Annotated in this window: 8 protein-coding genes; 3 read left to right on the forward strand and 5 right to left on the reverse strand. The window is 69.3% G+C overall.

What is annotated here, in order from left to right:
- Positions 1 to 61 precede the first annotated feature (61 nt).
- Genes recD through recC form a run of 3 tightly spaced genes read right to left on the reverse strand, consistent with a single transcriptional unit; the run spans position 62 to position 9146 of the window.
- Positions 62 to 2005 carry an exodeoxyribonuclease V subunit alpha gene (gene recD, locus I7X43_RS15740; RefSeq protein WP_198101907.1) on the reverse strand — a complete coding sequence of 648 codons (1944 nt, stop codon included), beginning with the start codon at positions 2003 to 2005 and terminating at the stop codon, positions 62 to 64.
- Positions 2002 to 5661, reverse strand: a complete 3660-nt coding sequence (recB, locus tag I7X43_RS15745; RefSeq protein WP_198101908.1) for an exodeoxyribonuclease V subunit beta — start codon at positions 5659 to 5661, stop codon at positions 2002 to 2004. The genes recD and recB overlap by 4 nt, the downstream gene beginning before the upstream one ends.
- A complete protein-coding gene (gene recC, locus I7X43_RS15750; RefSeq protein ID WP_198101909.1) occupies positions 5658 to 9146 on the reverse strand; it encodes an exodeoxyribonuclease V subunit gamma in 3489 nt (1162 codons plus the stop codon). The genes recB and recC overlap by 4 nt, the downstream gene beginning before the upstream one ends.
- A gap of 189 nt (positions 9147 to 9335) precedes the next feature.
- Between recC and I7X43_RS15755 the strand changes: the two genes are divergently transcribed.
- From I7X43_RS15755 to I7X43_RS15765, 3 genes are all read left to right on the forward strand, one after another.
- The gene (locus tag I7X43_RS15755; protein WP_198101910.1) at positions 9336 to 10427 is read left to right on the forward strand and encodes a sensor histidine kinase; all 1092 of its coding nucleotides are present in this window, start codon (positions 9336 to 9338) and stop codon (positions 10425 to 10427) included.
- Positions 10424 to 11218, forward strand: coding sequence for a LytR/AlgR family response regulator transcription factor (locus I7X43_RS15760; protein WP_198101911.1), 795 nt, complete (start codon positions 10424 to 10426; stop codon positions 11216 to 11218). Before I7X43_RS15755 ends, I7X43_RS15760 begins: the two co-directional genes overlap by 4 nt.
- A gap of 77 nt (positions 11219 to 11295) precedes the next feature.
- On the forward strand, positions 11296 to 11607 hold the full coding sequence (locus tag I7X43_RS15765; protein ID WP_198101912.1) for a hypothetical protein: 312 nt from the start codon (positions 11296 to 11298) through the stop codon (positions 11605 to 11607).
- Between the two features lie 180 nt (positions 11608 to 11787).
- On the opposite strand, the gene I7X43_RS15770 is transcribed toward I7X43_RS15765, so the two are convergent.
- Both I7X43_RS15770 and I7X43_RS15775 read right to left on the reverse strand, forming a co-directional pair.
- Complete coding sequence (locus I7X43_RS15770; protein ID WP_198101913.1) at positions 11788 to 12297, reverse strand: GNAT family N-acetyltransferase; 510 nt, start codon at positions 12295 to 12297, stop codon at positions 11788 to 11790.
- Between the two features lie 273 nt (positions 12298 to 12570).
- Positions 12571 to 12912, reverse strand: coding sequence for a YciI family protein (locus tag I7X43_RS15775; RefSeq protein ID WP_198101914.1), 342 nt, complete (start codon positions 12910 to 12912; stop codon positions 12571 to 12573).
- Between the last annotated feature and the right edge of the window lie 763 nt (positions 12913 to 13675).

The raw sequence follows: 13675 nt of genomic DNA on the forward strand, positions 1-13675 counted from the left end.
AATATCGGAATGTCAGATGAACTGCTGCGCATTCGACGGACGCAGCCGTACTGCCGCGGGCTTACCTCACCCGCTCCCCCAAGCCCCCAAACCGCACTGTCCGCCGCGCCACCGCCTCGGCCAGCGGGGCGCCGGGTGGGGCCACGAGGGTGAAGGCTTTGCGGGCGCGGGTGATGCCGGTGTAGAGCAGCTCGCGGCTGAGCACGGGGTTGTCGCGCTCGGGCAGGACGAGTGCGACGTGTTCGAACTCGGAGCCTTGGGCTTTGTGCACCGTGAGGGCAAAGGCGGTTTGGGCGTCGGCCAGGCGGCTGGCGGCGACGGAGCGCAGCCGGCCACAGTCGGCAAAGACCACGCGCAGTTGACCGTCCGGGGTCTTGAGCGTGAGGCCGATGTCGCCGTTGAAGACGCCGAGTTGAGGGTCGTTGCGGGTGACCATGACGGGCCGGCCAGGGTAGGCCTCGCGGCCCACCCTCAGGCCCTGCTCGGCCAGCGCGGCTTCGATGCGGGCGTTCCAGCCGCTGACGCCCCAGGGCCCCTCGCGCAGCGCACACAGCACGCGGAAGCGGTCAAACGCTTGCAGCAAGGCGAGCCCCCAGGCGTCAAAGGCGGCGGGGCTCTTGTCAGCCGGGCCTTGGCGCAGCAGCTCCAGATAGGGGCCGTAGCCCGGGTGGGGGCCGCGGCCCTGGGTCGCGAGGCCATCGAGCGCGGGGTCGGTCTCCCCACGCGGCCGCAGGCAGGCCACGGTGTCGTCCGGCGCGTGGAGCGCGCCTTCGGTGGCGGCGGCATTACCGGCGTTGACGGCCTGGGCCACCTGGCCGATGGCGCCCTCAAAGCGTCGGCTTTGGCGCAGCGCCACGACCTGCTGGGCCAGTGCCGGGCCGCCGGGGGCGGGCAGGGTGCAGCCGGTGAGCTCGTCCACCCAGTCGCGGGTGGACGTGTCGTAGGCCGTGTTGTGGGCCGCATCGTGTGCAGCGTCGTAGGCCGCATCGTGCGCACACAGGTCGGCCAGCACGGCCCCGGCTTCGACCGAGGCGAGCTGATCCTTGTCGCCCAGCAGCACCAAGCGCGTGCGGGCGGGCAGGGCGTCCAGCAGCGCGGTCATCAGCTCCAGGTGGACCATGGAGGCTTCGTCCACGATCAGCACATCGAGCATCAACGGGTTGTGTGCGGTGTGGCGGAAGGCGCGCGTGCCTGGCCGTGCGCCCAACAGGCTGTGCAGGGTGCGGGCCGCCGGCAGGGCGCTGGCCCAAACTGGGGGGCCGCCGGGTAGACGCGCCAAGGCCTGGTCGATGGACTCCCGCAGACGGGCTGCGGCCTTGCCGGTGGGGGCGCTCAGGCCCACGCGCAGTGGGGTGGGGCCTGGGTGCTGGGTGTGCAGGGCGTGCAAAGCCACGAGCAGGCGGGCCGCGGTGTAGGTCTTGCCGGTGCCCGGGCCGCCGGTGATGACGGTCAGGCGCCGCCGCAACGCCAGCGCGCAGGCGACACGCTGCCAGTCGATGTCGGTGCCGGGTGCCGCTGGGAACAAAGCCGCCAGGGTCTGCCGCGCCAGGGGGCGGTCGAGGGTGTGCTCGCCCACATCCGCCTGCGCCCGCGACAGCAGGTGGGCGGCCAAGCGGCATTCGGTCTGCCAGTAGCGGCGCAGGTAAAGCCGGTCGCCCTCCAGCACCAGGGGGGCGGCGGGGGAGCCTTGATCGCCCAGGCTGACCCAGGGGCTGCTCCGCCACCGGTCGCGCGCCTGTGCGCCATCGGCCGGCAGGCGGTCGCGCAGCTGTTCGTCGAGCGCGGGGTCGGCGGGCCAGGCCAGTGTGGCGCTGGGCGCGGCGTGCAGCGCGGGCAGGGGCAGGCAGCTGTGGCCTTGGCCCTCCAGGTGCGCGCACAGGGCGGCGGCGGCGAGCAGGCTGTCGGGGGTGTGGGGGTCACGTTCGCGCAGCCAGGTGGCGAGGGCGCGGTCCAGCGGTCGCAAGAGCGGCCCAAGGGGCCACTCCTGCAGCGGCGGCGGGGTCATGCGGACATCTCCGAGGCAAAGGTGGGGGCGGGCAGGCGCGCGTCCAGGGCGTGCAGCAGCTCCAGCGGCGCGGGGATGAAGAGCACCCCCGCACCCGGCGCCTGCACGCCGCGCAGGAAGAACACCTGGGCACCGTGCAGATGCGCTTCGGGGCGGTACGCCGATTGCAGGCGGCTGCGCAAGAGACGGTGCAGGGCCAGCAGGTAGAGCACGGCCTGCACCTCGTAGCGGTGCGAGAGCGCCGCAGCCACCAGGGCGGGCTGGGTGTAGGCGCTGTCGTCATCGCCCAGGGCGTTGGACTTGTAGTCCAACACCCCATGGCGCCCGGCGTGGGCGTAGACCAAGTCGGCAAAGCCCATCATCAAGCCGCGCAGGGTGCGTGGCGTGAGGGCGGGCCGCGGCTCGCCCGCAAAGAGGTGCTCGCGGCACAGCGCATCCAGATCGGCGGTTGGCCAGTCGTCGAGCGGGAACCAGAACTCCATCTCCGCCAGCGTGTGGGCGAGGCCCGACAACGGCGTCTCCAACGCGGGCAAGGGGGTGTGGCAGACGGCGTGCAGCCAGGGCTGCAGCGTGGGGGTGTGGGCGGTCCAGCCCACGCGCTCCAAGCGGCGGGCCAGCGCGTCCTGCAAGCCGCCGGCATCGGCCGCGGGCAGCGCAAAGCGTTCGCCGGCCAGCCACTCCAACTGGTCGTGCAGCAGGTTGCCGGGCAGCGCGCCGCGCGGGAAGCGGTGCCAAGCCGCTGCGGGTTGCGTTGCAGGCGGCGACACGGGCTGGGGCGCGGTGTCGTCCTGCGGGTCTTCGCGCAGGGTGTGCAGCGGTTGGCTGTCTTTGACCACCGAGGAGTAGCTGGCGATGCCCCACTGGCGGTCGAAGCTGGCGCGGTAGATGGGCGCCTCGCGCAGCGCCGGGCGCAGGCTGCGGTCCACCCAGCGCGTGGGGGCAGCGGGCTCGGCGGGCACCGTCTCGAAGCTGGCTTGGCTGGCCTGGACCCAGGTCTCCAGCGCGGCGCGGGCGTCCTCCACGCTGTCCAGGGGCGTGGGGCCGCTGAGCAGGCGGCCGATGGCGCTGTCGTGCCAGCGCAGCGCCTTGTTCTGACCGATCAAGGGCACGTGCAGGCCCAGGATCAGGTGGTGCCGTGGGCGCGTCAGCGCCACATAGAGCAGACGCAGGTCTTCTTGGCGCGTGGCTTGGGCGGCGGCGGCGTGGTCCCCCGCCGTGGCATGCAGGCGGGGCGTGCCCCCCCACTCGGCGGGGAAGGGCGGGGCCGCGTCGGCCTCGCGCAGGCGGGCGGCGAAGGGCAGCACCACGACCGGGTACTCCAAGCCCTTGGACTTGTGGATGGTCACGACCTGGATGCAATCGGCGTCGCTCTCCAGGCGCAGCACCTGTTCATCCGGCGGCGTGGCGCCCGTGGTTTGGGCCTCGTGCACGGCCTGTGCGTAGGCGTGCAGCAGGGCGGCGGGGCTGTCCGTGCTGTCGGCGCGCTGCTGCAGCCATTCGCCCAGGTGCAGCACGTTGGTCAGGCGCCGCTCGCCGTCGTCCTCCGCCAGCCAGCGCGCGGGCAAGTCGTAGCGGTGCAGGGCCTGGCGCAGCATGGCCATCACCCCGTGGCGCTGCCACGCGGTGTGCAGGTCGTCCAAGGGCGCGCAGGCGCGGTCCAGGGCGCTGTCGTCCTCGGCCCAGGTGCGCAACTCGTCCAGGCTGCGCTGGAGCAGCCGCGTGGCCAGGGCCGCCCGCGCGAGGCGCAGGTCGCGCGGGCGGTGCACGGCCTCCAAGAGGCGCAGCAAGTCGGTCGCCTCGTCGCTGGCCAGCACGTTGTCGCGGTCCGAGAGGTAGACCGAATTCAGCCCCCGGCGGCGCAGTGCCTCGCGGATGGCCTGGGCCTCTTTTTGGTCGCGCACCAGCACGGCCACATCCCCAGGGCGCAGGGCGCGCGTGCCGTGCTCGGGGTGCACAAAGGCGCAGCTGGGGTCCATCAGCCGCTGGGCGATTTGCTCGGCCCCCCAGTCGGCCAGACGTGGTAGGCAGGCCTCGCGCCCCAGGGCGTCGTTCAGCCAGCCCACGTGCAGGGGCGCGATGGGCTGCCCACCGCGCATCAAGCGCTCGGCCCGCCCCGCGGCCTCCACGGGGAGGAAGGGCACCGGGTTGGGTTGGTCGGGGTTGCCATAGGCGAAGGCGCCTTCGGGGTCCCGTGCTTCTGCCGCCAAAAAGAGGGCGTTCACGGTGTGCACCAACTCGCGCGTGGAGCGGTGGTTGGTGCCCAGCCATTCATGGCGCCCGGCGGTGGCGCTGCGGGCCTGGAGGTAGCAGCGAATGTCCGCGCCGCGGAAGGCGTAGATGGCTTGCTTGGGGTCGCCGATCATCAAGAGCGCACGCTCCGGATCGTCCGTCGCCACGCGGTAGAGGCGGTCGAACACGCGCCACTGGGCTGGGGCGGTGTCTTGGAATTCGTCGATCAGCGCGACCGGGTATTGCTCGATCAGGCGCTGGCGCAGGGCGGCGGCCTGGGTGGGGTGCAGGCGCTCGTCCAGCGCCTCGTCCAAGCGTTGCAGCAAGTCGGCAAAGCCCACACAGCCTTGCTGGGCCTTGAGCGTTTGGATGCGCTGCTGCACGCGCACGGTGGCGTGCGCCAAGGTGTGCGTGTGGGGGCTGGGCAGTGCTTCCAGCGCCGCCGGCAGTTCGGCAAAGGCCGCGAAGGCAGGAGGCAGGTCGGGTATGCCTTCACCGATCCATAGCGAAGTCATCTCCGCCGGTGTGAATCGTGCCCAGGCGGTGTCGGTGAGCTGGGGTTCTTCGAGCGTCGGATCGTGGGCCCAGGCGCGCAAGGCGTCTAGCCACTTGGGGGCAGAACTGAATTTCTTGGGGGGCAGATGGGCTGCCTGGGCCTCGATCCACAAGACCATCTCATCGACACGGGCGGCCCACGGCGCTTTGAGCGCGGCCAGGGCCGTGGCGTGTTCGGCTTGCCCGTGGGCCAGCGCATCCACCAGCGAGCCCTCACCCCAGGTGCTGGGCACGGGGCGGCGCAGGGCGGCTGACAGCGCTTTGGAGAGCGACTCCACCGTCGGCCATTGGGTCAACAAGGCGCTCAGCGGCGCCCCGCTCAGCGGCAGCATTTCTTGGCGCCAGGTGTCGCGCACCGCCTGCTCACGCCAGCCGGATTCGTCCGGCTCCAGTTGCTCTTCGGCGCGGCTGCCGGTGAGCAAGGCGTGTTCGCGCAGCGCGCGCTGGCACCAGGCGTCGATGGTGAACAGCGCCGCATCGTCCATGGCCTCGGCGGCTTGGGCCAGGCGCCAGGCGGCCTGCTGGCGCGCAGGGCCTTCAGGGTAGTCCGCCAGCAGGGCGGGCAGCAGGCTGTCTTTGTCGTGCGGGGTCGCCTCGCCGCGGAAGCAGCGGGCGGCCTCCACCAAGCGGGCGCGGATGCGGTCGCCCAGTTCACGCGCCGCGGCCCGGGTGAAGGTCATGACCAGGATCTGCGCCGGGTGCAGGGGCTGGCCGTGCGGGGTGACGCAGTCGCCATGACCCAGCACCAGACGCAGGTACAGCGCGGCCAGCGTCCAGGTTTTGCCCGTGCCGGCGCTGGCCTCGATGAGCCGGCTGCCACGCAGGCGCAGGGTCAGGGGGTCGAGTTGCTCGGTCTGGAGGGGCGCGGTCATGGGGTGGGCAAGGCGTCAACGGTGATCGAGGCGGCCCAGGCGGCCAAGGGGCCGTAGAGCAGGGTGGTGGCATCCGCCCAGGCCGGGTGGCCTTGCAGGTCGCGGTAGCTGGGGTAGCAGCGCGCCAGCGCGGCATCGTGCTCGGGTCGGTAGAGCTTGGCGGCTTTGGCTGCTGCGGGCTCGGCGTCCGCTTCAGGGGTCATGCTGGTGGCCCGCTTGGCCTCTTGGGCCAGCGTGGCGTAGCCGGTGGCGGCGTCGGCCGGCCACGGCCCCGGGGCCTGGGTGCTGGCCAGGTAGGCGCGCAGCAGGTGGCGGAGCGTGTCGCGCGCGGTGTCCGGGGCGAGCGGGGGCAGGTGCAGCACGGCGTCGCGGGTGATCCAGGTGGCGGGCATGGGCTGATCGGCCGCGGCCGCGGCACAGAGCGTCAGGTAGGGCTCGATCAGGTGCTTGCCCTTTAGATCGCCCCATGCGGGCTTCTTGGTCTTGGCGTTTTGCTTGACCGCGTGCGCCCCCAGGGGCGCCCAACGCGGCCGGCCGTCCGCATCGCGGTGGACGTGCGGCAGCGTGGCCTCCAGCGCCAGGCCGGGGTGTTCCGGGTGTTCGAGGCGCAGCGCCCCGGGCGTGGCGTCGGGGTCCATGGGCGCCCAGCCGTCGGTGTGCTGTGCCCAGGCCTGCAGCATGGGCTGCAGCAACGCCCAATGCGCCTCGGCCAAGGCGGTGCCGGGCCCGCCCAGGGGCAGCTCGCCTTGGCGGCCCAGCCGTGCGAGGCGAGCGGCGGCGCGGCTGGCATCCAGCCCGCCCTGTTGCCAGCTTTCGATCAGTTGGCCCATCAATTGGTGGGTGGCCAGCGCGTCGAGCGCAAACACCTCGTCGTCCGCAGCACCTTCCTCCAGATCGTCAAACTGCACCTGCAGCCGGGTGCGGAAGAACGATTCCACGGGCTTCTTCAGGAAGCGCACCAATTCGGTCAGCGTCACCGTGGGCCCAGGGGTGCCCGCCTCGGGCAGGGTGGGGGCGGGGTGCGGCCCGCTGGCGGGAGACGTGAGCTCCAGCGCGTGCCGCCACTCGCGGGCGTAGGTGAAGAGATGTGCCGGTTTGTCTTGTGCAAAGTAGCGCGGGCTGAAGGCTTGCAGCGGGTGCTCGGTGGTGCGCTCTTGCACCAGGCGCTCGTCCCACCCAGCGGCCAGGTAGTCCCGCAGCTGGCCCACCAGCACCGAGGGCGGTTGGGCCTGGTTGTCGCGCACGCTGCGCCCGCACCAGCTCACCGAGAAGACGCGGCGCGCGCTCAGCAGGGCGTCGAGCATGAGCTGGCGGTCGTCCCGCTGGCGCGAGCGGTCGCCGGGGCGCAGCATGCCGGGGCGCGCCATCAGGTCGAAATCCACCCGGGTGCTGGGGCGCGGGTAGTCGCCCTCGTTCATGCCCAGCAGGCAGACGATCTCAAACGGGATGGCCCGCATGGGCAGCAGGGTGCAGAAGGTGACGCCGCCACTCTTGAAGCGCGTTTCCAGTTGCGGGGCTTGGTAGGCGCTCAGCCAGGCGTCGCGCGCCACGGGCAGGCCCACGGCCTCGTCAAACCCGGCGGCCTCGCAGCTGTGCAGCCAGGCCTCCAACGCCGCCCACAGTCCGGCGACTTGGTCGCGCTCGGTCTCGTCTTGGGGCGCGAAGCAGGCCTCCAGCAGCGCGCGCAGGGCGGTGGCCCAGTCGGCGGGGTGGCGGGCTTCGCGGGCGGTCTGCCACCAGGCCTCCAGCTGGCCCACCAACTCGGCGAGCTTGCCCACCACGGGGGCGGCGAGCCCGCCAATCTCCCCATAGGGCTCGACCCCGTCCAGCGGGGCGGGCAGGGGCTCGTCATCGCCCCGGGCACCCAGGGCGTAGCCGGCGAGCATGCGATCCAGCGCCCAGCGCCAGGAGCCCAGCTCACCGCACGTGCCCAGCGCCAAGGCCTCGCGTTGCGCGGCATTCAGGCCCCAGCGCAGGCCCGCGCCGGCGATCCAGTCCAGCAAGCCCGGCAGTTCGTCCGCGCGCAGTTCGAAGCGCGCGGCCAGGGCCGGCGTTTCCAGCAGGGTGCGCAGCTCGCTTTGGGTGAAGCGGTGTTCGTGGATGCGCAGCAGCCACTCCAGCGCGCGCAGCAGGGGCGGGCGGCCGCTGTCCCGCTGGTCGCTCAGGCTCCACGGCACGTGGCGTTCGTCGCGCGCATCGTGCTGGCCGAACACCGAGGCGATGGCGGCGGCGTAGCGGTCGATGTCCGGCACCATCACCACGATGTCGCGCGGCGCCAGCGCTGTGCCACCGGGCGGGTGGGCCAGCCAGTGCAGGATCTGGTCGTGCAGCACCTCCACCTCGCGCTGCGGGCTGTGGGCGCTGTGGAAGACGATGGAGCGGTCGTCCGCTGCCACGGCATCCAGGCGCCGAGGGTGCTCGGCCAGGCGTTGCAGGTCGCGCACAGCGGCCTGCACCTGTTCCAGCCAGGTGCGGGGCGGGGAGACGTCAAAGTGTTCAAGCGTGAGGCCGCTGCGCTCGCCCAGGCGCAGCACGTCCTCAAAAGCATCCCATTGGCGAATGAAATCCCGCCCCTGGTGCCCCCAGGCGTTGAGCAGGGGGTGGCCCTGCGACTGCAGGGCTTCGAGCGGCGTGTGCGCGTGGTCCACGCCGCCCCGCAGCGGCAGGCGGCGCGGTGAGGCGAAGAACTCACGCCCGGCCAGGGTGTCCGCCCAGTGGTAGCGGCAGGGGTTGAGCAAGGCCACGATGACCTGGCTGTGGCGCGCCACCTCCGCCAGCGCCGCCAGCACCGGAGTGGGCATTTGGCTGATGCCAAAGACGACGACGCGCCGCGGCAGGCCGGCCGGGCGCGAGGGGGCCGCGGCCAGTTCGTTCAGCAAACGCTGCTGCAGGGCGGCGCGGCCTTGCGCCTGGGCGCAATCACCCAGGTCGCGCACCACGGCCTGCCAAAGCTGGGGCTGCCAGAGTTGGTCGTCCGGCACCGGCTGTGCGGGGCCGCGGCCCGGCTGCAGCACCGCGCGGCCCGCCGCCCAGTCGGCCAACCAGTCGGGGCGGTGCACTTGGTATTGGTCAAACAAGTCGGCGAGGCGGCGCGACCAGCTCAGGCGCTGCGCCGCATCGGCCCCGGCCAAGCGCTCGCGCAGCAGCTCCAGCCCGGGTTGCGCCAGCCACTCGGGCAAGCGCGCCATGAAGCGCCAGGTCAGCGGCTCGCGGTCGGTGGGGGCCATGGGTGGTACGGCGTCCCGCCCCAGCACGCTGCGTGTGAGCCGCCACAAAAAGCGGGCCGGCAGCTCGACCCGGAACGCCGCACTCACCCCCAAGGACTGCGCCATGCGCATCTTGAGCCACTCCGCCATGCCGTTGCTGTGGACGAGAAAGGTCTCGGTCTCCAGCGGCGCCAGAGGGTGGCGGGCCAGCCAGGCCAGGGAAACGTCGGCCAGGTTTTCCAGGCGGTTGCTGTGTAGAACGATCAATCCGGCTTGCATGGGGCGGTATTGGACAACGGGGTGAGCCAGTGATGCGGGTGAGTGTGCGGGCTCAGTGGCTCATGGGGTGAGCCTATTGGTTGCGATCGTCCGGTTTGTGCGCACATGACTTCCGTCGTTCGCCCCCCGCCGGCCGTGGCTCGTCGCACCCCGGTTCCAGGGTGCCGAACACTTGGGTATGGTGCCGCCATGGATGCTCAAACCCAACCCCTCGCACCCCTTGGGCTGCGCCTGATTCGGGGCTTTACCGCCCGTCGACTGGGCTTCACCATCGGCATGGCCATCGCCATCGCCGTGCTGCTCAGCCCCGTTTTCATCACGCCGTTGCGTTTTTTGATTGGGCGCACGCTGCTGATCGGCGGGGTGGCGTTGGCCGTCTTCGTGCTCTTCGAGAACGCCCCTCAGCGCTTGCCGCGGTGGTTGCAGCGCTGGTACTTGCAGCTGGGCGGGGTGGTGATCTCGGTGCCGGTGACCACCTTCACCATCTATTGGTTTGCATCGGGCGGCAACCTGGAGTCGTTTTTGCACAGCGAGGGGCGGATTGCCGGCTTTCTCTTCACCGCCGCAGCCGGTTTGGTTCTGGGGCCGTTGGCCGTGATGACGGCCCTGTTCCAGCAGCGTGACGCGGAGGTGCGCAGCCAGGCCCTGGCGTTTGAGCTGGAGCGCTCGGAGTTGCAGCGCCGTGCCCTGGACGCCCGCCTGCGCCTCTTGCACGCCCAGGTGGAGCCGCACTTCCTTTTCAATACCTTGGCCAATGTGCGCGCCTTGGTGGATGCGGGCTCGCCCAAGGCTTCCTCGGTGTTGAGCAGCCTGATCGCCTACCTGCGCGCCGCTGTACCGCGTCTGGAAGCCGAAACCAGCACGCTGGGCCAGGAACTGCAGTTGGCTCGCGCCTACCTGGAGCTGATGCACCTGCGCATGCCCGATCGCTTGCAGTTCACTTTCGACCCCTGCCCGGACTGCGAGGCCGTACCCTGTCCGCCGGTCTCGGTGCTGACCTTGGTGGAAAACGCGGTTCGCCATGGCATCGACCCCAGCGAGGAGGGCGGCCGTATTGAGGTGCGGGTGCGCCTCGAGGGCGAAGGCACGCGGCGGCGCTGTCACGTCACCGTGGAGGACACCGGCGTGGGCCTGCGACAAGGGGGCGCCCCCGGTGTGGGGTTGGCGAACTTGCGGGAACGCTTGCAACTCACGTTGGGTGCTGCCGCTCAATTGCACCTGACCGAAGTCTTGCCGCATGGCGTGCGGGCCGAATTGATCCTGCCTTTGGAGCTTGCATGACCTCGCTGACTCCCCTGACCGCTCTGGTGGCGGACGACGAACCCCTGCTGCGCGAGGCCCTGATCGGCATGCTCGCCCGCACCTGGCCTGAACTGCGCGTGGTGGGCGAAGCCCGCAACGGGCGCGAAGCGGTCGAAGCCTTTGAGCGCCTGCGCCCCCAGGTGGTGTTCTTGGATGTGCACATGCCGGGCCTGAACGGTGTGGAAGCCGCGCGGGCCATCCGCCAAGTGGATCGCCAAGCGGTGCTTGTTTTCGTCACGGCCTATGACCAATACGCTGTCGCGGCCTTTGAGCAGGGCGCCATCGACTATCTCGTCAAACCGGTGGAACTGCCGCGCCTGCAGGAAACCGTGCAGCGGCTGCAAGAGCGCCTCAGCGGCCCCGCCCCCGACCCCGACGCGCCCTCGCAAACCACCGCGCTGTTGGCGCAAATCGCCGCTCGCTTGCAGCAAGGCGGCCCCTCGCCCTTTTTGCAGTGGATCAAGGCCTCCGTCGGGCAGGCGCTCAAACTCATTCCGGTGGACGAAGTGGTGTTTCTGCGCAGCGACGAGAAGTACACCCTGGTCGTCTGGCGCGAAGGTGAGGCCCTGATTCGCACGCCACTGCGCGAGCTCATCGACCAACTCGACCCCGCGCAGTTCGTGCAGGTGCACCGCTCCGTGGTGGTGAACCTGCGCGCCATCTCGCACGTCGTGCGCGGGCTCAATGAAACCGCCGACATCCACCTCAAAGGCCGCCCCGAGGTGCTGCCCGTGAGCCGAAGTTATCTGCACTTGTTCAAGCAGATGTGAGGGCAGCGAGGGGCAAGGGGCGCGCCCGGCGAGAATCGCGGGCTCGCGCACCCAGCGCCCTTCAAATCAGAACGCACATGGATCTCAAGCTCCCCATCACCATCGTCGACGAACTCAGCGACGGCGAAATCAACGCCCAGGGCGAGTTGGACCTGGCCAGCGGGGTCATCCGCAACGTCCGCTATGAGGACTACGACGTCGAAACCCAAGGCGTGCCCGCGACCTTGGAAGACTACGAGTTCACCGTGGGCGTCCTGAGCAATGGCGGCCGCGAAGTGGAGTTCCGCGTCGAAGCCGACGCCCAGGGCCGCTACTCCGTGACGGCCAGTGAGCTGCTGGAGCTCAAAGGGCGTGCCGCCGCGTTGTTTACGCAGAAGCCGGGGAAGTAAGCACCGCTCGATTGGTGGGGGCGGCAGACGTGGGGAGGGTCGATCGCGGCGTGTGGTCGCCAACCCGACGCGGAGGCCCCGCCGCTGGGCATGCAATTGGCGCCCATCCAGGCATCGAGCCCGGAAACGACAACGGCCTGAGCGTTGCTCAGGCCGTCGAGACGAATTCCATGCAATCAGCTACTGTCCAGCGGATGCCTTGTGAGAGGTCGTTTTGTCTTCTAGAGGCAGCTCCAGGACGATTTCGCCTTCGTCAACACAACCCGTGTGGCGGAAGCCGAGCGAAAGGTAGAACGGCTCCGGACAGCCTGGGCCGGGCACGTACGACAACCGCAAGCGGGTGAACAGACCTTTGCTGCGGACATGCTCGATAACCTGACGCAATGCCGCTCGCCCGATGCCGCGACCTTGAAATTTGGCGTCGATCATGAAGCGCCAGACGCCAACTTCAGGCCGAAGCGGAGGCGTGGAGAGAAGGGACTCGTCGTCGAGCATCACAAAGCCAGCGGGTTCCTCGCCCAAGTAGATGGCGCGGTACCAGGCTTGAGGTGCGAAGAGCGCCTGGGCGAGTGACACAGCATTTGGCGCAACAAACCCCTCCTGGTCTTCTGCGACGGACAGGTTGATCACGGCACGCACCGTTTCGGCTGTGATCTCTCGAAGCGTGACGGGTGAACTGGTGGTGGGCATGACGCTGAGTTTGTTTCTGAGCCGCGGCCGGTGGCTTGGGTGTCGCGAGTCGGCTTGAGCGACGGGTGACCGTCACTGTATTTGCCACCCAGACCACCGCTCCCCCTTCGGATGAGAGGCAATGCCTCTGTCGAGGGCCGTGTGGTTCCAGTGTTTCACTGGTTCGGCATATTGCTCCCCGTGCTTCAGCGCCTTTGGCTTGCCGATGAAATAGATGCCCTGATCCGGGCCCCGACCGAATAGCTGGGTGAAGCTGTGATGCTGCTTCTGCCCTCAGGACTGCGGATCGAGCCCGAAGACACGTAGCTCTTGACTACAGCGACAGGCACTCGCGATGCGCGCGGCCCACGCGACGGCTTCTTCACGCGAAGGGAGTTCGAGTACGGTGAAGCCGCCATTAATCGGGGGTGCCCATGGGTAGCCGCCGTCGGCGACCGCGCCGTCGGCCGAGACGAGCACTGGCGGCACGCCTTCGTCGATGCCGCCGGCGAAGATGTAGACGCCAGCAGCTTTTGCCTCCTCGATCACGGCGTGCGCATCGCGGCCCACCGCCCCCAGCGCGTCTTCGGGCACGACCATGGCGGCGCTGGGAAAGGAGATCAAATACTTGGCCATGGTGCTATTCCCTTTGGGGATTGATGTCGATAGTGAAGCGTGTGTTGTGCGGCCAACGTTGAAGCTGAGCCGCGGACGGAGGCTTGCCGACGGACGTCGGCTCGAGCGACTGGTTAGACCTCATTTTTTGCACCGGCAAGTACTCGCCAAACACTACCCCGACGTAGGGAGATGCTGAATGATTCGGCAATGCATTCAAAGGTCGTATCGTGGAACGACAAGATGAAATGCTTGTATCGAGCAAACCGCTCAGGACGATGGTAAGGGTGCACAGAATTCATTCGCTCAAGTGTTCGCAGCCAAGAGGAATGCTCAACTTCGAACGCGCCATAAGGTTCCAAGCCGCGGCTTGCGAGCGGATGACCGGAAAAGGCTTCGTCGTTCGGCGGCCCAAACATATGTGCATGCACTATGGAAAACGTCACCACGGCACATAGATCATCAGAGTCATCGGACGCAGCTGGCCGAATTTCTGATCGAGGCCATGCTTGAGACAGCCGATCCTCTTCGAGGTAGTAGCAAATGCGCAGTGTGTGTTCATCCGCAAGCAGCATCGGGCATGGCGCGCCAATTGACGATTGCGGGAACGCTGTACTTACTTTCGGCCGATCTGAGGCACTGACTGTGTACATGAGGTCTAACAATCAGCGTTTATCTGCCGCGCCACGAACATGGCGAGCGGCCTGAGCGGAAATCGCGGCAGATAAACCATGTTGGACTGAACCGTCGCGGCGACGGTGGCGGGGGCCTAGGGGATTGGATG

It is taken from the genome of Inhella gelatinilytica, from assembly GCF_016093295.1.
In the GTDB taxonomy this organism is placed as follows: domain Bacteria; phylum Pseudomonadota; class Gammaproteobacteria; order Burkholderiales; family Burkholderiaceae_C; genus Inhella; species Inhella gelatinilytica.